General features: G+C 37.0%; 17 protein-coding genes. 5 read left to right on the top strand and 12 right to left on the bottom strand.

Annotation, left to right across the window (positions count from 1 at the left end):
- Window positions 1-52: 52 nt before the first annotated feature.
- From EO244_RS11230 to EO244_RS11210, 5 genes are all read right to left on the bottom strand, one after another.
- Complete coding sequence (locus EO244_RS11230; RefSeq protein ID WP_129254767.1) at window positions 53-1,411, bottom strand: lytic transglycosylase domain-containing protein; 1,359 nt, start codon at window positions 1,409-1,411, stop codon at window positions 53-55.
- 190 nt (window positions 1,412-1,601) lie between these two features.
- Complete coding sequence (gene tatA / locus EO244_RS11225; protein ID WP_129254766.1) at window positions 1,602-1,802, bottom strand: twin-arginine translocase TatA/TatE family subunit; 201 nt, start codon at window positions 1,800-1,802, stop codon at window positions 1,602-1,604.
- An 86-nt stretch (window positions 1,803-1,888) separates the two neighbouring features.
- Entirely contained in the window at window positions 1,889-3,232 is a 1,344-nt protein-coding gene (gene rseP, locus EO244_RS11220) for an RIP metalloprotease RseP (RefSeq protein WP_129254765.1), read from the bottom strand.
- A 114-nt stretch (window positions 3,233-3,346) separates the two neighbouring features.
- The gene (locus EO244_RS11215) at window positions 3,347-4,495 is read right to left on the bottom strand and encodes a 1-deoxy-D-xylulose-5-phosphate reductoisomerase (RefSeq protein ID WP_129254764.1); all 1,149 of its coding nucleotides are present in this window, start codon (window positions 4,493-4,495) and stop codon (window positions 3,347-3,349) included.
- Window positions 4,496-4,548: 53 nt separating this feature from the next.
- Complete coding sequence (locus tag EO244_RS11210; protein ID WP_129254763.1) at window positions 4,549-5,421, bottom strand: M23 family metallopeptidase; 873 nt, start codon at window positions 5,419-5,421, stop codon at window positions 4,549-4,551.
- Between the two features lie 875 nt (window positions 5,422-6,296).
- On the opposite strand from EO244_RS11210, the gene EO244_RS11205 reads away from it, so the two are divergent.
- A complete protein-coding gene (locus EO244_RS11205; RefSeq protein WP_129254762.1) occupies window positions 6,297-8,735 on the top strand; it encodes a TonB-dependent receptor in 2,439 nt (812 codons plus the stop codon).
- 154 nt (window positions 8,736-8,889) lie between these two features.
- Window positions 8,890-9,642 (top strand): DUF4197 domain-containing protein, encoded by a 753-nt coding sequence (locus EO244_RS11200; RefSeq protein ID WP_129254761.1) that lies wholly within the window; start codon window positions 8,890-8,892, stop codon window positions 9,640-9,642.
- A gap of 57 nt (window positions 9,643-9,699) precedes the next feature.
- Here EO244_RS11200 and EO244_RS17020 read toward each other — a convergent pair whose 3' ends face one another.
- Both EO244_RS17020 and EO244_RS11190 read right to left on the bottom strand, forming a co-directional pair.
- A complete protein-coding gene (locus EO244_RS17020; protein ID WP_206734544.1) occupies window positions 9,700-11,946 on the bottom strand; it encodes a hypothetical protein in 2,247 nt (748 codons plus the stop codon).
- A 69-nt stretch (window positions 11,947-12,015) separates the two neighbouring features.
- Window positions 12,016-14,742: a TonB-dependent receptor gene (locus tag EO244_RS11190; RefSeq protein WP_129254760.1), complete on the bottom strand. Its 2,727-nt coding sequence runs from the start codon at window positions 14,740-14,742 to the stop codon at window positions 12,016-12,018.
- 594 nt (window positions 14,743-15,336) lie between these two features.
- Here EO244_RS11190 and EO244_RS11185 point away from each other — a divergent pair.
- From EO244_RS11185 to EO244_RS11175, 3 genes are all read left to right on the top strand, one after another.
- Window positions 15,337-15,708 carry a carboxypeptidase-like regulatory domain-containing protein gene (locus EO244_RS11185; protein WP_129254759.1) on the top strand — a complete coding sequence of 124 codons (372 nt, stop codon included), beginning with the start codon at window positions 15,337-15,339 and terminating at the stop codon, window positions 15,706-15,708.
- 8 nt (window positions 15,709-15,716) lie between these two features.
- A complete protein-coding gene (locus tag EO244_RS11180; RefSeq protein ID WP_241687974.1) occupies window positions 15,717-16,184 on the top strand; it encodes a toxin-antitoxin system YwqK family antitoxin in 468 nt (155 codons plus the stop codon).
- A gap of 149 nt (window positions 16,185-16,333) precedes the next feature.
- On the top strand, window positions 16,334-17,221 hold the full coding sequence (locus EO244_RS11175; RefSeq protein ID WP_129254758.1) for a hypothetical protein: 888 nt from the start codon (window positions 16,334-16,336) through the stop codon (window positions 17,219-17,221).
- A gap of 89 nt (window positions 17,222-17,310) precedes the next feature.
- Here the strand turns inward: EO244_RS11175 and EO244_RS11170 are convergent, their stop codons facing one another.
- From EO244_RS11170 to EO244_RS11150, 5 genes are all read right to left on the bottom strand, one after another.
- Window positions 17,311-18,015, bottom strand: a complete 705-nt coding sequence (locus tag EO244_RS11170; protein ID WP_129254757.1) for an LrgB family protein — start codon at window positions 18,013-18,015, stop codon at window positions 17,311-17,313.
- On the bottom strand, window positions 18,012-18,350 hold the full coding sequence (locus EO244_RS11165; protein ID WP_129254756.1) for a CidA/LrgA family protein: 339 nt from the start codon (window positions 18,348-18,350) through the stop codon (window positions 18,012-18,014). The genes EO244_RS11170 and EO244_RS11165 overlap by 4 nt, the downstream gene beginning before the upstream one ends.
- A 112-nt stretch (window positions 18,351-18,462) precedes the next feature.
- The gene (locus tag EO244_RS11160; protein ID WP_129254755.1) at window positions 18,463-18,921 is read right to left on the bottom strand and encodes a hypothetical protein; all 459 of its coding nucleotides are present in this window, start codon (window positions 18,919-18,921) and stop codon (window positions 18,463-18,465) included.
- A 41-nt stretch (window positions 18,922-18,962) separates the two neighbouring features.
- Window positions 18,963-19,859 (bottom strand): hypothetical protein, encoded by an 897-nt coding sequence (locus EO244_RS11155; protein WP_129254754.1) that lies wholly within the window; start codon window positions 19,857-19,859, stop codon window positions 18,963-18,965.
- A 131-nt stretch (window positions 19,860-19,990) separates the two neighbouring features.
- Window positions 19,991-20,767, bottom strand: a complete 777-nt coding sequence (locus EO244_RS11150; protein ID WP_129254753.1) for a radical SAM protein — start codon at window positions 20,765-20,767, stop codon at window positions 19,991-19,993.
- Window positions 20,768-20,944 lie beyond the last annotated feature (177 nt).

The raw sequence follows: 20,944 nt of genomic DNA, 5'->3' as shown, positions 1-20,944 counted from the left end.
ATTTTAAATAAATATTCTTGTTTTATTATAATTTACCCCCCTTTAAAACAACTTAATTGGAGAGCATACTGATATGTTTATTCGCCGATTTCAAATCACTGTTATTCTGAATCAATACATTAGGCAGATCAAACATACCTACATCTTTCATCGCATTCGAACTGGTTTCAGATACAGGAACCCACACCTTAAGTCTCTGCCCAATATGAAGGATATCTCCTCTTAAATTGTTCCATGTTTTGATATTATCACTTGTGCATGAGTACTTCATCGCTATTTTATGAAAAAATTCGCCAGCTTGCACCACATGAACAATACACTTTTTCCCTCGGGTAGACGACATGTTTCTTTCTATATCGTGATACAACACTTTTGTTTGGGGTGCGGCATACAATTCTGATTCGTTTTCAACAAATGCCGGCACTTTATCTACAGGTAAAGTCAAACTTGCAGGCAATTCACTTTGAGGGATAAAATCGAGCTTGTAAATTGGATTTAAGCGTCTTAAATCATCAATCGAAATGTCCAATGCTTTTGAAACATTCAACAAGGACAAGGACTTTTTAACTTCAACATCTGAGAGTTTCAGATAAGAAAATTTCAAATGCTCAGGTATAATATTGTGCTCCTGATTGTAATTCATCACGTAGTTAACAGCGATAAAAGCAGGTAAGTATTTTCGGGTTTGTTCGGGCAGGAAGGCTGCGATATCCCAAAAGTTCGTTTTCCCACCTGATGCTTTAATCGCATCACGAACAACTCCCGGTCCTCCGTTATACGCTGCAATTGTCAATTGCCAGTCCCCAAATATGCGATACAAATACTGCAGGTATTTACAAGCCGCATCTGTTGATTTTACCGGATCCATTCTTTCATCAACATAAGAGTTGATTTTCAAATCGAACATGCGGCTGGCATGAAACATGAATTGCCACAAGCCCGTCGCACCTGAACGAGATTTAGCTTTTGGATTCAAAGCTGACTCAATAACGGCAATGTATTTTAATTCGAGGGGTAAACCATATTTATCGAGGTATTCCTCAAAAATCGGAAAGTAAATTTCGCTCAAACCTAAAATCCGGGCTGTTTTATCACGATGACGAACTGAATAGACATCAATATATCGCTTTACGATATCATTAAAATCAAGTTGAATAGGACTCGCTTCATTCAACTTATCAATACGCCAGGCATAATCTTCATTGGAAAAAACAGGGACAAGATTATTGTTACTCGTTTTTCCATTCGGATTTTCCCTATTGGTTTCTTCTGGCTTATAAATAAATTCTACACCATCGGTCTTTGCCAGGCAAGAAGAATTCCCCTTATCTGCAGCCAAACCCGTATAAAAAGAACTTAGTATAACTCCAGTAACTAATAAGGCTTTAAAAGCTGGTATTGTATATCTCATAGGGACTAATCACTTCAATTTTAAGTATGTATTTTTGCGGAATTAAGATAAGCATTTTATCCTTGCATCAAATCAAAAAACATGTAATATTGTGGTAATTATATCTATTCTTAAAAGCCCGTAAAAAGTGACGATTTATACTTTAAAGTCAATGATATAAAAAAGGCAGGTTCTTAAACCTGCCTCTCTATTATTTATCTTTTTTCTCCTTTTCGTCCTTGTCTTTTTCCTTGTCTTCGGATTCGGTAGCCTTCTTAAACTCTTTCATTCCCTGACCAATACCCTTCATTAGCTCCGGGATTTTTCTTCCGCCAAACAAAAGTAATACAACAACAATAATTAATATTATTTGAGGAGCTCCAATCATTCCGGCTATTACAAAAAGATTCATAAGTTTTTTTTTAAGTATTTATGTCACAAATATAACATTTTCGCATAAAGTATCAAGACAGATGTCTGAAATTCATCCCTCTAAAGCTAATTAAATGCCTTCATAATATCATTGGCATTGGCGAAAATAAGCAAACCAAACAAGATAATCATACCCCCAATTTGAGCATACTCCATAAACTTATCCCCGGGCTTACGTCGGGTAATAATTTCGTACAACAAAAACATCACATGCCCTCCATCCAAAGCTGGAATCGGTAAAATATTCATTATTGCCAAAATAATTGATAAGAAGGCTGTCAGGTTCCAAAAGGCATGCCAATCCCAAACACCCGGGAAAATACTCGCAATGGTTCCAAATCCACCAATAGACTTATAACCTTTGGTTTCGGACGAAAAAATCAGCTTGAACTGTTTCAAATATGATTGTAACTTATCAACCCCTTTGTTAATTCCAGCAGGAATTGCTTCCAAAAAGCTATACTCAATTGCTGCAAATTCAAAATGATTGTAAGGTTTCAGTGAGATACCCAACTTGGCCTCGTCGCTTAATTTTGTTGAAATTTCATGAACTTCACCATCGCGCTTAACAGTAAGAACTACTGTTTGACCCTTTAGAGTTTGTAGATATGCCAGATATTCATCAAAAAACTCGATATCCTTTCCATTTACTAAGAGTATTTGATCCCCCTTTTTAATTCCTGCTTCTTTCGCCGCTGATTCCTTGGAAAATCCACCAATCACAAAAGGTTGTAAAGGGAAACGAGGCTCAATCACCGGAGACATTGAAAACCCTTTGCTACTTTGGGAAAGCAGATCCGCCACAAAAGTCTGAGGAATAGCAATATCAATCATCTCACCATCACGTTCAACTTGCATGGTTTTAGGATTATTCAACAGAATATTGGTTAGAATATCCGAATATTTCACCTGTTTTTGATGATCCAATTCAAGAATCTTATCACCATTCTGCAAACCAATACTCTGAGCCAAAGAGTCACATACGTAACCATATTTCACATTCTCAGCAGGAAGATATGCATCTCCCCAGGCAAATAGTACCGAAATATAAATGAAGAAGGCAAGAATAAAATTCACTAAAACGCCACCAACCATAATCAAAAGTCTTTGGTAGGCTGGTTTCGAACGAAATTCGTATGGCTCTGGTGGCAAAGCCATTTGCTCCTTATCCATCGACTCATCAATCATACCTGATATCTTCACATAGCCCCCCAAAGGAATCCATCCAATACCATATTCAGTTTCACCTTTCTTATATTTAAAAAGAGAAAAACCCGGATTAAAAAACATATAGAATTTCTCAACACGTGTTTTAAACATTTTGGCAAATATAAAGTGCCCCATTTCATGGAGAACCACCAAAATAGACAAACTCAGAAGAAACTGAGAAACTTTAATTAATATTTCCATTTAATTACATTTATCAAATTAAGTATCCTGACTAAGAACAGGATCATATCCAAAAATTGAACCTCCTCAATCATTCTTGAGTGTTCAATTAAAAATCACGACAAGGTACGAATTTTATAGCAAAGAGGTAGCTAATTCTCTAACTTCAGCATCACTAGCAACATAATCTTCGTAAACTGGTTGAGCGATAAAACTCGCTTTTTGCATGCAGGTTTCAATAATATCACTCATCTGAAGGAAGCCAACCTGATCTCTCAAAAATGCTTCAACCATGATTTCATTTGCTGCGTTGATAATACAAGGCATATTCCCCCCCTTATTCATCGCTTCATAAGCCAAAGCTAAATTTCGAAATACATGCGTATCAACAGGCTCAAAACTCAAATTGGGATAGTCGAGAAAATTAAAACGTTCAAAGCTTGTTTCCAAACGCTTAGGGTAAGTCAGGGCAAACTGAATCGGGAGTTTCATATCGGGTAATCCCATTTGAGCTTTCATCGATGAATCCTTGAATTGCACCAAAGAATGAACGATGGATTGAGGGTGAACGATCACATCAATTTGCTCAGGTTTCAGATCAAAAAGCCACTTCGCCTCAATCACCTCAAAGCCCTTATTCATCATACTGGCTGAATCAATTGTGATCTTTGCTCCCATATCCCAATTGGGGTGTTTAAGGGCTTGTTTAGACGTAACGCTTTCAAGGAATTTTCGATCCTTTCCACGGAAAGGACCTCCTGAAGCTGTGAGGTATATTTTTTCAACGGGATTCTCGAATTCGCCGATCAAACACTGAAAAATAGCTGAATGTTCCGAATCAACAGGATAAATACTCACTCCGTTTTCCAAAGCCAACTTCTGGATAATTTCACCTGCTACAACAAGCGTTTCCTTATTAGCAAGAGCAATATTCTTTTTTGCCTCAATAGCTTTTATAGTCGGTAGCAAGCCTGAATAGCCCACCATAGCCGTTACCACAATATTCACCGACGACATACCTACAACCTGACAAATTGCATCAATACCAGCATAAACCTTAATGTCCTCATCCTTTAAGGCATCAGACAAATACGAATACTTATCCTCATTGGCAATAACAACAACATCAGGCTGAAATTTCTTTGCTTGGGCAATCAACAAGTCCACATTATTATTGGCTGTTAAAACATCAACAACAAATAAATCCGGATTAGATTCTACTACCTCAAGTGTTTGCGTTCCGATAGAACCTGTCGATCCTAAGATTGCAATATGTTTACTCATTTAGTCCCTTGCTTTTTTTTTGATTTCCCAACAACGAATATCTGTTGTAGAATTTAAAATTTGATATAACTTTCAGGATTCAGTGCCTTCCCATTGTGCCACAATTCGAAATGCAAATGCGGTCCGGAAGTCAATTCGCCAGAATTTCCTAGTATGGCTATTGCTTCACCTGCCCTGACAAATTCACCTGCTTTTTTTAATAATTCCTGATTGTGTTTATAAATAGATACCAGATCCTTACCATGCTGAATTTGTATCACATAACCCGTATTCAATGTCCACTCGGCAAAAATAACGGTACCATCCATAACTGCTGAAATTCTTTCGTTAAGCGGCCCCACCACATCAACACCATAATGGCTTTTTTGTCCATCATAAGGATTGGATACCAATCCTTTCATAGGTGTGAAAAAATGAATGCTTGATATTCCTCGAGCTTTATTTTCACCTGAAAGAGTTAAATTATATTTCTCTTCAGCTTCGTGTTCTTTTCTAAATATTGAGTCGTTCTCCGATTGGGTAAACTGCAAGCCTTTATACTTAGGATCAACAATAGAGTCAGCTTTATCCTGCATTACATTATCAAAATCGTTACCCGAAATCACATTCCGGATACCATTAAAAAAGCGATCTCTTTTCTCAAGTTCTAAACTCAGGGAATCAACCAAGATGGCATTTTGCTCAATATTTCGACGCATTTTTCCATCAGGATAACCGGGAATATATTCTCGTAAAGGTGTAAAAGCAATCAAAACAGTTATAAACGCAATTAAGAATATTGAAAAAACTCCTGCCACAGTAAACACATTCAATCGAGACAATCGAAAAGACAATGCCTCCTCAAAAGTGCTTTCGTTTGAAATGGTTAAACGGTACTTATTTCGGAGTTTCTCTATTATGGCTTTCTTCTCTTTTACTTCACTCATACTTGCGTTATTTAGATCGATTGAAACATCAATAGCATCAGCTAAAACTCGAAAGGCAAAGTTATAAAATTAAACAAATTATAAGGTTTGCTTTATCGAATTTAAAATCATCAAGCAATAAACCCATTAAGCAATCAACAAAACAGAAAATTCAACATTCAAACAAACCCGGAATTCTATGCATATGTTTTTAAACAATTTCAATCAATATCACATGATATAGGTATTGTAGGAAATTTGAAAAGACAATATGTTTGCAATGTCGAAAGATTTAAGAAATATAATGTTTGATGGAATTCTTTAGGAAAATAAAATTTGCTGTGTTGATAGCAGTTATTCCGGCAGTGCTCGCACTGACAGGAAATGCTATATTCAACCTTCATATCCACAAACAAACCGATGGTAAAATCTTTGTGCATGCCCACCCTTTTAATACAAATAACGGTGGTAATTCACACTCCCATACATGTCATGACTGTACCTCGATACAACAATTAACAAATTTCTTTTTTGTTTTTGCGTCGGTCTTTGCGCTCAGTAACATTTTTAGCCGGGTTTATAATCGAATCGAACCTAAATTTGTCGAATCTAATTTTGGATTCACAGCCAATCCCCTTAACAACAGGCCTCCACCTGCTTTCATCTAAATCTCCCGGATTTTGGATGATCTCATCCTTTAAATACGTAATTATTTCTGTCAGACACTCATCATAATGTCAGACAGCTTCATAATTATCAAACTCAGGTATGCGCGTATCTGAGTTCATGACACCAACAAGCCAAAATAAATAATACCAAGACTCTTCTAATTCTGTTAATTGGAATTGTATACAGGTATTCAAACATCAATATTTCACATTCAACACATATAAAAAATGAGAATTATCACAAAACTCTGTCTCAGCTTAATATTAATTGCATCCGTTTCACCCTACTCAATTGCAGAAAATAATACCACAACCATCAAAGGAAAAGTTATTGATATTGCAAGCAATGAACCTGTATCCTTTGCCAATGTTGCTCTTGAAGGCACATCGATTGGAGCAGTCACTAATTTTGAGGGAGAATTCGAAATAATAAATGTGCCCGCCGGAAATTATCAAGTCATCGCAAGTTGCGTGGGATACCGTGCCGACAAACAAGAATTCAATGTCAAATTAGGTCAAGCCAATACGCTTACATTCAAAATGAGTGAAGATTTTATTGGTCTGGATCAGGTTGTTGTTACAGCAGACCGTAATCAAATATCACGTAAAGATGCTCCCGTTGTAGTTAACTCGATTGGAACCAAATTACTTGAAAACACTGCCGCTTCAACCATGGCTGATGGTCTGATGTTTTCACCTGGTTTGCGTGTCGAAAATGATTGTAACAACTGTGGTTTCTCACAGGTTAGAATGAACGGCCTAGAAGGTCCCTATACGCAAATCCTGATTAATTCACGTCCTATATTTAGCGGTCTGGCAGGAGTTTATGGCCTTGAGCACATTCCACCTAGCATGATTCAACGTATTGAGGTTGTACGTGGCGGTGGTTCAGCCCTTTTTGGAGGAAATGCCATAGCGGGAACCATCAATGTCATCACCAAAGATCCTGTTAGCAATTCATTTAAAGTCGGTGCCAAATACAGCAGTGTAGGCACAGGCGTAAAAGCCAGTGATAAACCTGCCGGCGATGTCCTTGTCGATTTTAATGGTTCCATCGTTTCGGAAGATAAACAATCAGGTATTTTTCTATTTGGGATGAAACGCAACAAAGATGCATGGGATGCCAATCAGGATGGATTCTCCGACATTGTAGAACTTAAAAACTTAAGTGCCGGTTTCAATGCCTTCCATCGTTTAAACGACTTGTCAAAATTAAATTTGGAATACCATCTTGTTGATGAATTCCGTAGAGGAGGTGACCAACTGGACTTACCTGCACACATGTCTCTTATTGCCGAACAAGTTGAGCACAATATCAACTCAGGTAGTATCACTCTCGATCAGTATTTCTCAGAAGAGAGAGTGAATAAACTTTCAGTTTATGCATCGGCTCAACATATTGACCGATCATCATATTATGGCGCTGCTCAATTGAAAGATGATGCCGGAGTTGATCTTCCTCAACCCATTTTCGATAACAGTGCCTATGGTGCGACTCAGGATCTGGCCATATCTGCAGGTGTACAATTCTTCAGCCATTCTGACAATTTACTTTTCGCTCCTGCCGATATCACCCTGGGATTTGAGAATGTATATAATAAGCTTAAAGATAAAAAGCTTTCGTATATGGATTACGCCACAAAAACCATTGAACCAACAACCATTATTGCCAACCAAAGTTCTAATACCATAGGTGCTTACGCTCAATCGAAATGGGATTTAGGTTTTGCAAGCTTCCTTTTAGGAGCCCGAATGGATGCATACAAAATCAAAAATAGTGTTGATCATTCTGAAATCAACAACACGGTGATCAGCCCAAGAGCTAATATTCTTTTCAAATTGGATGAGGATATGCAATTGCGTTTGAGCTATGCAAGAGGATTTCGTGCCCCTCAGATTTTTGATGAGGATTTACATATTGAAGCCTCAGCTGCACGTCGTGTGATTCACAAGTTATCAGAAAACTTAAAAGCGGAATCATCAAACTCTTACACCTTATCGTATGATATCGATAAAAGTTTTGGGAAAGTACAAACCTATTTCCTGGCTGAAGGTTTCTATACTGACTTGAACGATTCTTTTGTAAATGAATACAGCACAAATGATGAAAATGGGAATCTGGTTGCGTATCGTAAAAATTCAAAAGGAGCAATCGTAAAAGGAGTTAATTTCGAATTTAAAGTAGCCCCCTCATACAAACTCGATTTCCAAATGGGGATGACTTTGCAATCAAGCGAATATAAAGAAAAGGTTGAACAAGGCGATTTAACCGAAATCAAAACCGATAAAATGATGAGAACGCCCAATCATTACGGCTACTTTGCTATGAATTGGAAACCGCTACACGAATTCACAACGACAATTTCAGGGAACTATTCCGGATCGATGGATCTGATTCACTTCGGGGTAGAAAAAAATGCCAATGGAGTAGCCATAGGTGATCAACTTGTCAAGAGTAGTGAATTTATGGATATAGGTATCAACTTTGCTTACCATTTCGACTTAGGAGGCGATGTAAAACTGGAATTTGATTTAGGTGTAAAAAATATTTTCAATTCGTTCCAGGACGATTTCGACAAAGGCGCTTATCGCGATGCCAGTTGGGTTTATGGGCCGCTTAACCCACGTACCATTCATTTTGGAATAAAGATAGGTAACCTGCTATAAACAACTAGTGATTCTATCGGTTAGAGTCCGGCGGAGTAAAAATGTAAAAGTTTTGCTCCGCTTTTTTTATTCTCCACATCCATCTCTATTTAAAATTAAAAGCCACATATCTTTTATAAATTGCGAGCCATAACAAATCAACTAAATCTAAAAAATGTTAAAAAAATCTATACTCCTTCTATCGGCTCTATACCTTACATCATGTGCCGAATTGCAAACCATCGTTAACGAATATGCCATCGAACAAAACCAACCACTAACTTCATTTGATGTATCGCAAGGCTTAAAAGAAGCCTTGATATTAGGAAGCAAACAGGCATCAAAAGTCCTGTCAACACAAGATGGATTCTATAAGGATGAACTTGTAAAAATCCTATTACCACCAGAAGCTGCAAACATCACCAAACACGTTAAAATGATTCCCGGAGGACAGGATATGATTGATAAAGTTGTCCTCAGACTCAACCGTGCAGCTGAAGATGCCGTCGTTGAAGCCGCTCCAATTTTTGTCTCTGCAATTTCTGAAATGACCATTCAGGATGCTTTTGGTATATTAAAGGGTGATAAAGATGCTGCAACCGTATATTTAAAGAATAAAAGCTACTCAAAACTGAAAGCTCTCTTTAAGCCAAAAATTAAAAATTCACTTGATAAGAAATTAATCGCTAATCTTTCAACCAACGAATCGTGGGAAATGCTAACAGGTACCTACAATCAAGTTGCCGGAAGTTTTGCTGGTAAAATTGCAAACTTTAAAACGGTCAATTCAAAACTGGACGACTATGTAACCACTAAGGCGCTTGATGCCCTCTTCTTAAAAGTTGCAGATGAAGAATTACAAATCAGAAAAGATCCAATGAAGCGTGTGAGCTCTATTTTAAAAAGAGTATTTAGTGAACAAAACTAAAAAACAAAAGGCAGATCTCAAACGGATCTGCCTTTCTCAACTAAACCTAAACCAACCTTAATTTACAATCACTACTCCATTGTAGGCCTTATTCAAAGCATCAGATAACCAGCTTGGTTTTCCAAAACCATTACCAGCTCCCGTTGCATTTGCGTTTTCAGTAAATGATAAACCAGCAACAGCTTTCTCTGTATTCCCTATTCCCATCTGATCAAATTTCACATTAGTGATCACGATATCACCCGCTGCAATTCGATCTGCTGCATCAGTATCACTTGAAGAAACATAGAAATAAGCCTGTGCTTTATTATCAGCTAAACCACCTATCACAATATTATCAATATTCATTTTCCCGGCACCTTCTTTCAAATAAAATGGCTTCTCACCCATTCCAAAAACCGATAAATTTTTCAAAGTTGCATGGGTCATTGGACTTGCTGCCCCGTTATCGCCATTATTAGAACCTTCGATTCCTGATTTGGCAGAGTTAACTGACATCCAATTCGTTCCTGTACCCGACCAGCCGTCAGCAAAATCGATTCCATCATCACCACTTTCGTATGAAAGCAGGTAAGATGCATTCACAGAGCCTCCAAAAAACTCCATGCCATCATCACCTCCTTTATAAGATACCACATATTCAACAACTGTTCCCGAACCTACTCCGAATAAAGAAAGGCCGTTGAACTCTTTTTCATTGGTATATTTATAACCGGTATATTCTAAACGCAGGTAAGAGATTTTTCCGGAATTATCATCTGACACATCACCGCCATAAGATAAACCTGACACTTCAGCACCAGCACTTCCTGCATTCGCTTTATTTGTTGGTGCTTTTCCACACACAACCAAACCGCCCCAGGCTTCAGCTTCAGTTTTTTCACAGGTCATAACAACCGGAGCATCGGCTGTTCCGTTTACAAAAATCTTAGCTCCTTGCTCAACAGCTATATATCGAACCTCAGTATCGTTCGCGCTAACTTCTGAAGCAATAATCACAGTTCCTGCAGGAATCGTTAAACTAGCACCTTCTTTAACAACAACCGCACCATTCAACATATAAATAGTGTTGGCATCAAGTGTCATGTCGCTAGTGATATCACCTTTAAAAGCAACTCGGGCCACAACAGCATCACCAAAAACAGTTTTGTTGGCATCTACCATATTTAAAGCATCCGAAACCCAATCCGGTTTATTAATCCCATTACCAGCTCCTTTAGCCTCAATATTTTCTCCTACAGTTAAAATACTCACGGCTTTAGTCTGCCCCTCTTTCATGTCAACAAAATTGGCGTTGCTTACAACAACATCACCCGCAGCAATTCGCGCTGCAGCATCTGCATCATCTGAGGAAGCATAAAAAATAGCTTGTGTTTTATCTGCGTTCAAACCACCAATTACAATGTTGTCAATATTCATCATTCCTGCACCTTCTTTCAAAAAGAAAGGCTTTTCACCCATACCATAAACAGTAATGTTTCTAAGTGTTGCATCAGTCATAGGTGTTGCTGCACCGTTGTCACCATTATTCGAGCCTTCGATACCTGATTTTGCCGAGTTTAAAGAGAACCAATATTCGCCCACTCCTGACCAACCATCAGCAAAGTCAATTCCATCATCACCACTATCAACTGATACCAGGTGAGACGCATTTACAGTTCCTCCGAAAAACTCCATTCCATCATCGCCCCCTTTGTATGAAACCACATAGTCAACAACTGTGCCCGAGCCTACTCCAAACATAGAAAGACCATTAAATTCCTTTTCATTAGTATACTTATAACCGGTGTATTCCAATCGCAAATATTCAATAGAACCTGAGCTATCATTAGGTTGATCGCCCCCATAAGCCAAACCCGATACTTCGGCGCCAGCACTACCGGCATCGGCTTTATTGGTTGGCGCATAACCGCAAACAACCAAACCTCCCCAGGCTTCAGCTTCTTTCACTTCCGCAGTCATAACAACCGGAGCTGATGCTGTTCCTTTGATATAAATTTTTGCTCCCTGCTCAACAGCAATATAACGCACATCAACATCGTTTGCCGATGTCGCACTAGCTACAATTCGGGTTCCTGCAGGAATCGTCAAACTCCCACCTTTTTTCACGATTAAAGCTCCCGATAACATATAGGTTTTTGAAGCATCTAATGTGATTGCTTCGCCATCCATGACTTCGCCTTTAAAATTTTCCACATCAAATTTCACCTCAGGATTTGGTGTTGGCTGAGGATCATCATCGTCTGAACAACTTGAAAAACCAAGTACAGAAACTGCCAATAAGGCTAAAAATAATTTTTTCATTTTCTTTTTAATTAGATTATAAAATGGATATAATATTTACAATTGATTAAGCTCTGAAGCTTCTTTTATTTAAAATGTATAGGATAAACCCACACTTAATTTCACTCCTTTATTATATGATTTCACGATCCAGTCACGGCTCGCATTTTCTTGTTTTCTCTCTATATCCTGATTCAGAATATTCTTTGCTGACAGGCTCAATGCCCATTGTTTAATTTTCGATCTCATCACAAAATCAAGAGTCTGTCTGGCCTTGTCAACCTGATTTCCCAAACTGGAATACCCTATCAAACTCAATCGATCAGATACATAGGTATAGATCAAACTGGATGTCACTGATTTTTTACCCCCAGCCCAGGAATATTTATAGGTCATATTAGCATTGCCAATCAGCGGTGCTGCACCTTGCAGTTTTTCCTCATTTTTATTGAAATTGGCATTAAACTGCCCTTTGGTCTGTTCTATAATTTTATCCTGATCCAATTCCTGCTTGCTGTCCATCAATGTCAGGTTCGCTGACAGATACAACTTCTTGGTCGAATGATCAGAGCTTAAGGTTAGGATATCCTTTTTTGCTTCGAGCTCCACCCCGTAGATATAAGCCCAATCGCCTGTGTTAGCGTAAGTAAATTCATTACCAGCCGATGCACGTACAAATTTGTTGATCGGATCGACAATGTATTTTCCGAATGCTGCGACTGAAATCAACTCGCTTGGTTTGGGAAAAAATTCCCATTTAATCTCACCATTATAATTCGTTGAAGGCGTGAGATAGGGATTCCCCACTATCACATCCGTAATCCCTTCGAAAAGGAATAAAGCTGACTCTTTAAACTGCGGAAGGGTATAAGTGATCCCCGAAGCAAATCTTAAATTCGATTTTTCATTCAAGGCGTACTTTAAAGACAGACTGGGCAACACGTTCAATTCATTAAAATCTTCTTTACCCTCGCCCAACGCTGTTTTATATTCAATTTTCTGAAACACATGCTCAATGCGAACACCAATTAAAGCCAGTAAACGTGGACTCAGATTATATTCCAGGCTAGCAAATCCAGCATTTATCACCTGTTCGCCATCATAAGTCGAAAGAATCACAAAATCGCTTGATAAAACCTTAAGATCGAATAGCCCTTTTTGCAAATTATCGTTATTGAAATACGAATCTATATCACCCACATTCACCAAACGATTTTCCTTAATTTTATGATTGAATTGTGTGGCTTCAAAAGCTCGCGTTTTATATTTACCAGAGTAAGCTAAAGTCAATTTCCCTTTGTAATCTTCATCTGCAAACCCTTCACCAAACTGATAATCGACACTTAAATTTGCGGCGAATTCATCTTCAGTTAAGTCATGGAAATAACGATTGTTGTTAGCCTGGTCATTGGTTGCAAAATATTTTTCGGAATCAGTCCCATTTTCCATGGTATTGTGTTTCCTGTCCGGAACAATATTATTCACCTTATTAAAAGCGATTCCCCAATTCAAATCCATCTTTTCTTTCAACTCATGCTTCCCTAAAAGCTGATTCACCCAAACCGTGTTTCTTTCATATTCTGAACGACGAACCAAGGCACCTACTTCTGCCAAATCAAAAAGAGTTCCTCTCACTTCTCTCAGCATCTGATCGGAAGTGTTTAGCAAAATCGTATTGAAAAAGAATTTATTCTTTTTCCAATTGTAGTTCAGATTCAACATGCCTGTTGACTGAGTTGTGTAATTATATTTCTCACCTCTCACATCAGCTCTCACATAATCACTACCATTTACCTTACGCTCAAGGTAATCGCTATAACTGTATTCATTATCGAAGGATAAACTTGCAAACGCATTTAGTTCTGAATTCTCAAATTTATAAGTCTTACCCCCCGACAGTTTTAATTCTATATTGGGATAAACCGTTTTTTCTTCAGGATTCCAATTGGTCTCAAAATCGTAAGTACTCAAATCCTGAGGGTAATCGAAATTGTCAAAACCCAAAGCTCCCGGACCATCACCTAAATAGAATTTATCGGCATCTGCCAAATTGAGATTATATCCGGTTTTTAAACCCAGTTTCAAATAACTTTTCCCGGAATGTACCTTTGAAACAATATTGATATTTGCACCCGCAAAGTCGCCATACAAATTGGCCGTTGGGACTTTTTCAACATCGATAAATTCGATGATATCAGTTGAGAACAAACCCAGTTCGATGTTTTTATACTCGGCATTATTCGAAGGTAATGGCAAACCATTTAAGCTACTTGTATTGTAACGGTCGCCCAAGCCACGAACACTTAAACCCTTATTCCCTTCCTGTTTGGAAACACCTGTTATCTTACTTGCTGCTGATGCGGCATCAGAAATTCCCTGAGTGGCTAATTGTTGTGCGCCAATAGATTGTTTCATCACAGCTGATTTCTTCTGATCCATCAATAAAACAAGTGCCGATTCTCGCTTAGCTTTTGCTATCACCACCACATCATTCAGTTCGACTGAAGAAGTTCCCATCTCGAAATTTATAACCGGAATATCCCCTTCACTTAGTGTGATGTTTTTCTTTGTAACAGTTTCGTATGAAATAAATGAGCATTTTAAATTAATTGTGCCAACCGGAATGTTTTTTAAAGTGTAATTCCCATCAAAATCAGTAACGGTTCCAATTGTTGTCCCCTCCACATAAATCGAAGCGCCAATTAAGGTCTCTCCAATCTTTACATCTTTCACATTTCCGGTAATACTTGTCTGTTGTGCAAACAGCCCTAAAAAAGATATATTCAATAATAAAACTAAGAATACTTGCTTTGTCATTTCTTTAATAATAAGTCTATACGTGCTTTCTATTTTTCATTCACTATGCGATTTTAGACAAGAAAGGCGACAAGCATGTTAAATATGTTTTAAACGAAAATCAACAAAACTGAAATATCATGTTAAGTAAATATTAGGGAAAGATGGTTTGTTAAGTAAAGCTAAAATTCAGATTAACTGACGAAATCAAAAACTGAATCTAAAACGCTCTTGACGATCAGATAACCCGCGACTTACAGAAATTTTCTGAATGTAAATTCATCCTATCATCATTTAATTGATGAAAAAATTAAACTTTGATTTTTGAGCTTATTAAATCATAAATCTCAAAAAAACAAAGCTACCACAACCTCACACAAATCCTGTAAACAAAGGCCATTCGTTTATTCCAACTCCAATTAGAAGACCTAAAAACAGCGACTTAATTATTCCTTAACCTATTGGTAAGTTTCTTTTAATCGTTCCAAATAAAGCATCCTTTATTTTTGGTCATGAAAACAAAGTGCAGTAATACTAAAGCAATTAAAGCATCGTAAAAATCAACCATGCCCGAACAAAACCGGCATTATATACAAAACTTTAAATACACAAATCATGAAAAAAATTGTATTTCTAATCGCAGCATTCCTTATTACAGGACTAAGCAGCCAAGCTGTAAATGTGATAACACCTAAGGGAGACAAGAACATTGAAACGACTGAAATCTCAACACTAACAACAACCAGCCTTTCAGGCATTGTTTTAGATAACGAAACCGGCGAAGCTCTAGCTGGTGTTGCGATTCGTTTCGAAGGCTCAAACGAAACTTTTTACACCGACTTTGATGGCAATTTTAAGATTAACAATGTAGTTCCCGGTAAATACAATATTTTATCGAACTACATCTCGTACTCAGATAACAAATTGAAAAATGTGAATGTGAGTGGTCCTAAAAATGTTATTCGTTTGGTACTTAAAAAAGACTAAGACTGAAGATGAAAAATAGATTAGGCTTAATTCTGTGTTTCTGTATTTGTATGCTTTGCATGCAATCATTCTCACAGTCGATAAAAGAAATTGAAGGCTTGTATTACAGCGTTGAGGGCGATCTTTATACGGGAACCTATACCGAATTTTACGAAAATGGGAACAAGCGAATAGAAATGAATCTGACTGAAGGGAAACGAGATGGAAAAATCACTCTCTTCTTTCAGGATGAACAAATTCAGGAAGTTCGTTCCTACGTAAAAGGTCTGATGGATGGCACATGGGTAACCTGGAATAATCAATCCGTAAAAATTGCCGAAGCACGATACAAAAAAAACAAGAAACATGGCAAATGGTACATCTGGGATGCCAATGGCGTGAAAAGATATGAAATGGAATATAATGAAGGAGAAAAATCAGGCACATGGCTAATTTGGGATGAAGAAGGAAAGCTCATAAAAGAACGCACATTTTAATTTCATTATATAGTTGGGGTTTTAGTAGTACTCCAAAGTCGCTTGATCAAAGATTGGGCGGCTTTTTCTGTTTTTAAAACACTTCCTTTGCATTAAAAGAGTAAAAACCATTAAATTTGATGCCATCATAAACGATTAAAATAATTTAGATGAGCACAGATTTGCAGACAGCCAAGAAAGACAAGATTTATAAAATCGTTCTAATCTCATTGGGAGTTATCCTACTGACCGTTTCTATCTTATTCTTGAAAACATATAGAGAGAATAGACAATACATAGCTGAAATTAAAATTGAAAAAATCGATTTAGAGAATGAATTAAAGACACTTTCTCAAAATTACGACTCTTTGCAAACCTCCAATGATACCTTAAATCAATTATTGGTAACCGAAAAGGGGAAAATTGATGAATTATTGGAAAGAATGCGTGTATTCAGAAATAATTCATACTTCGAAATCAACAAATACAAAAAAGAAATTGGTACGCTTAAGGGTGTGCTTCGTAGCTATGTGATTCAGATTGATTCTTTGAATAGTAAAAATAAGGAACTCAATGCTGAGAATATTCGTGTCAAAAAACAAATTTCGTGGGTAAAAGAACGCAACGAAAAATTGGAAAGTACAACGAAAAATATGAAAGAGCTTATTTCTAAAGCTTCAGCTCTCGATGCGACTCAAATTACATGTGAACCAATCAATAAAAAAGGTAGATCAATTAAAAAGATATCTAAGACTGACAAACTTAAAACAAGCTTTACCTTAAGAAAAAACATCACGATAACACCAGGGTTAAAAACAATTTACCTTAGAATCTCTCGTCCTGATGAGGTGATCCTAAGTAATCCTGAAAACCTATTGTTTGAATATGAGAATACACAAATGGCCTATTCTGCTAAACGTGATATCGAATATGAAGGCAACGAACTTGAAGTCTCGATTTTCTGGGATAATGATGGCAGCTTGGTTAAAGGTGAATATACATTAGATCTCTTTTCGGAAGGTGTTCATATTGGAAATGCATCCTTCAGTTTAAAATAAACAAAAGACAGAAGCAAACTAAGTAAAAATGCCATACCTCCGGACTCAGAATCCGGAGATATGGCATTCTTATTTCTACATGTTTCCGATCAATAAAGTACGAGCAGTAATAATTTAATAGCCCAGGGTGCTAATATAGCTGTCAATACCCCATTCAGAGCCATACCTAAACCGCCAAAAGCACTAAAATCGGGTCCTTGTTCACTAATACTGGCTGTTCCCAAAGCATGAGCCGTAGCACCTAAACTTAAACCAACTGACTTTGGATCCTTAACACCCAATAGCTTCAGATACATTTGACCAAATATGGCTCCAAATATACCGACTGCAATTACAAATGCAACGGTTAATGAAGGGATACCTCCCATTTGTTTCGAAACCTCAATTGCAATTGGAGTCGTTACTGATTTTGGCGCTAAAGAAATGAGTGTTGCCTTTGAGGCGCCTAAAAAATAAGCCATCATACATACTGACACTATGCCCGTCAAACTCCCTGCTAACATTGAAGCAATTATCTTCTTAAAATCAGCCTTTATTTCTTCCAGATAACTATATAAAGCATAGCCTAAAGCAATAACAGAAGGAGCCAGCCAAAAACTGATCACTTGCGTATTCCTCTCATAATCCTGATAGTCAACCTCAGTAAAAAGAAGGAAAGCAATCACCACCGCAATAGTGAGTAAAATTGGATTCAATAGCGGAGATTTGTATCTCAACTGCATCTTTTTAGAAAAGATATAAACCGCAAGCGTCAAGCTCACATGCACGAGAGGAGAATTCAATAGCTCTTTCATCGGATTCGTTTTTTCATGATTAACCCGACAACTGTAAGAACCAGTAGAGCACTTATAACTATGGCCCCTGAAATAGACAGCCACTCCTGTTTCAAAATCTGATAATGGCACATAATGCCTACACCCGCAGGAATAAAAAACATGGCCATATTATTGAGTAGAAAATTGGCCACAACTTTAATATCCTCAGTTTTAATCAGCTTTAATTCCATGCCAATCACAAGTAATAACATGCCAATTATACTCCCCGAAAGAGGCAAATGACCATAGTAGGATATCAATTCGCCTAAAAGCCATAAGCCTAAAAATATTGCAATCTGTTTTATTAAAATCATTCACAAAAGTAGTCATATCTATATTTACAAAGTTCTTTAAATAGAAAAATCCACCCCTAAAAGGTGGATTCTTCAAATGTAAAAAACCGCTTAATTTACTATAGTTTCATTCTTATTTAAAAAGCGTTCGGGAACCAAAAGCCCTAAATCCGATTAACATGGAAACACAACCGCTTTCAGTATCTTCAGGGTTCATATTCTGATCAACCATAACCCTAACTATAAAATCATCAGTACTCTCTACTGAAAAATCCCATAGCTTAGTAAAGTCTTCATCTTTATTGTCATATAAAACATTGTATTCCACATCCAATAATTGAAATCTGATCTGACCTAACTGATCTTCACCCGCTACCAGAATCCGATATTCCTGATCAGCATAAAAGGTAAGTTGCAGTTCTGCTGTTTCTCCTTCTGACAAAACTGTATTATTAAGTTGTCCGTTAAAAGTGTACGGACTTAACAAAGGAATACAATCTTTCTTGGTAAATTCATTGCACTGCGAGAAGGCAAAACTCGAAACACAAGTTAATGCTATTATTAAAATTATATATCTGTAAATTTTACTCATCCTTAAGAATATTATTTATCATTAAGACTCATTAAACAACACTACAATTCTGTAATTCGAGTTCGAATTCTATCATTAATAGTCTTCACATCTTTCAATATATGGGGAGGCAGGTTAAGTTTCACCTTATTACCTATTACAGCCTTTCCCTTTTTTGAAACCAATTTCGCTTTACCAGACTTGACCTGACCAATTTCCTTGAATTTTTCATTCAATAATATCAAATCAGGTAGAAAATCCTGAACGCGCTTTTCGTCCGAAAACTGCTTCATAAGAGCCAGTAAATTTTTAACGGAATAACGTTGTTCAACGATCAATTTCGTCATTTCATCCTGAGGCGAATTCATATCAATAATATTAGTGGCCAGATATAAGGTTTCAATCCAACCACCAAAAATGATAAGGGCTGCAGTACTTCCTCTACGATTTTCTTTCAGATAACTATCCGAATCGGTGAAAGTCTCAGTAATAATATTCAATAAAGAATCCTGATTCTGTATATTTTTCTCCAGACGTTTAGCAATAACTCGTTCACCTTCTTCCGGGATGCCCAGTTGACGGGTAAACTTTTTAACAACCACCAAAAATCTTGCTGCATCCTGGTATTGTTCGTAAATACGAATATAACTTAAGTCCGCACCATAAACCCCCATATTCAAAGCTTTATTAGCCTGAGTTAAATAGTTTTCTGAATTTGTACTGGGATTCAATAAATCGGGATAGTAAGGAAGATTCATTTTCTGTATAATGTTGGTTACCTCAACTGGTGATGGTACATTATAGAAAATATTCTTGACCTTCTTTAAACTTTGGGTATTTACTACTAATTCCTGTACGTTAGGAGTACCCGTTTTCGTTTTATTTTGACTAGCCGTCGAAACAAAATTAAAACTTAAAAATATTAGTAAATACGACAATCGAATGCTTAATCTGAGCATAGTAGAATAATTTATTGGCTTCGTAATTTCAATCCAATAAAACTAAGCCATTTATATCAATTTTTCAATTCCTTATCTGTATTTTTTAGCGATTGGTAAAAAATACAGAATGATTCTAATCGTTAAACAACTTAGCCACTGATTTGTGTAGGAAATCCGGCCTGTTCAACCAAGTTTGCAATTCTCTCTAATTCTGCAAGATCAACCTTCTGAAGTGTTTCAACAGGTGTATCTCGGGATATGGTATAGATCATGACTTCACGGGGCCGAATTTTTTTCAAATGCTGCAACCATAAATCAATCTCTTCCTGCGAAGTATTATCAATCGACTTACCATTATATTCACCTTTTATAAATAAAGTCTGAATTGTAAGATTACCTCTAAATTTTGATAACAGATCAACTGTTTTCTCCAAGTTAAAAGTTCCTACTGGTTGGTCTAAATTGATAATGGTTTGTTCTTTTCCTCCATCTAATTTTAAAATATTATCCTCAACCTTATTCAATGCTGCAAAAACATCAGGTTTATGAATCATTGTGGAATTGGATAGAACGGCAATTCTTGCCTTAGGAAATATTGCATTTCGAAGCTCAATGGTATCATCAATAATTCCGGCAAATTCAGGATGCATGCAGGGTTCTCCGTTTCCGGCAAACGTGATTACATCCGGCGTTTCGCCTTGCTTTATCATTTCATTAAGCTTTTGTTCAAGCTTTTCTTTTACAAGATGCCGGGGGTGAAAATCAACCTTATGTGTTTTCTTCGGATTCCAACCACACTCGCAATAAATGCAATTGAAACTGCACAACTTACAATCGGTAGGCAATAGGTTTATTCCCAAAGAAACACCCAAACGCCTGCTCTTTACCGGCCCAAAAACGATTTTGTCAAAAAGAAAAGTTGCCATATACCTTGAATTTTAGAGAGACAAAGCTATAGAAATATTACTATATGACAAGTCTCATAACAGATTTTAAACAATAACTTTTCCTATTAATTCTATTCTTATATCAACTAAGTGTCTGTAAGGTATACTCCAATAAGATCTCTAAACAAAAATAAACACGCCACTTCTCTGAAAATG

Source organism: Ancylomarina salipaludis (assembly GCF_004122035.1).
GTDB classification, from domain to species: Bacteria; Bacteroidota; Bacteroidia; order Bacteroidales; family Marinifilaceae; genus Ancylomarina; species Ancylomarina salipaludis.
This window is presented reverse-complemented; position numbering and strand designations above follow the sequence as displayed.

Coding starts and splice junctions, on each gene's coding strand:
- EO244_RS11230 (WP_129254767.1), bottom strand. CDS start 1,411: ATGAGATATACAATACCAGCTTTTAAAGCCTTATTAGTTACTGGAGTT.
- tatA (WP_129254766.1), bottom strand. CDS start 1,802: ATGAATCTTTTTGTAATAGCCGGAATGATTGGAGCTCCTCAAATAATA.
- rseP (WP_129254765.1), bottom strand. CDS start 3,232: ATGGAAATATTAATTAAAGTTTCTCAGTTTCTTCTGAGTTTGTCTATT.
- EO244_RS11215 (WP_129254764.1), bottom strand. CDS start 4,495: ATGAGTAAACATATTGCAATCTTAGGATCGACAGGTTCTATCGGAACG.
- EO244_RS11210 (WP_129254763.1), bottom strand. CDS start 5,421: ATGAGTGAAGTAAAAGAGAAGAAAGCCATAATAGAGAAACTCCGAAAT.
- EO244_RS11205 (WP_129254762.1), top strand. CDS start 6,297: ATGAGAATTATCACAAAACTCTGTCTCAGCTTAATATTAATTGCATCC.
- EO244_RS11200 (WP_129254761.1), top strand. CDS start 8,890: ATGTTAAAAAAATCTATACTCCTTCTATCGGCTCTATACCTTACATCA.
- EO244_RS17020 (WP_206734544.1), bottom strand. CDS start 11,946: ATGAAAAAATTATTTTTAGCCTTATTGGCAGTTTCTGTACTTGGTTTT.
- EO244_RS11190 (WP_129254760.1), bottom strand. CDS start 14,742: ATGACAAAGCAAGTATTCTTAGTTTTATTATTGAATATATCTTTTTTA.
- EO244_RS11185 (WP_129254759.1), top strand. CDS start 15,337: ATGAAAAAAATTGTATTTCTAATCGCAGCATTCCTTATTACAGGACTA.
- EO244_RS11180 (WP_241687974.1), top strand. CDS start 15,717: ATGAAAAATAGATTAGGCTTAATTCTGTGTTTCTGTATTTGTATGCTT.
- EO244_RS11175 (WP_129254758.1), top strand. CDS start 16,334: ATGAGCACAGATTTGCAGACAGCCAAGAAAGACAAGATTTATAAAATC.
- EO244_RS11170 (WP_129254757.1), bottom strand. CDS start 18,015: ATGAAAGAGCTATTGAATTCTCCTCTCGTGCATGTGAGCTTGACGCTT.
- EO244_RS11165 (WP_129254756.1), bottom strand. CDS start 18,350: ATGATTTTAATAAAACAGATTGCAATATTTTTAGGCTTATGGCTTTTA.
- EO244_RS11160 (WP_129254755.1), bottom strand. CDS start 18,921: ATGAGTAAAATTTACAGATATATAATTTTAATAATAGCATTAACTTGT.
- EO244_RS11155 (WP_129254754.1), bottom strand. CDS start 19,859: ATGCTCAGATTAAGCATTCGATTGTCGTATTTACTAATATTTTTAAGT.
- EO244_RS11150 (WP_129254753.1), bottom strand. CDS start 20,767: ATGGCAACTTTTCTTTTTGACAAAATCGTTTTTGGGCCGGTAAAGAGC.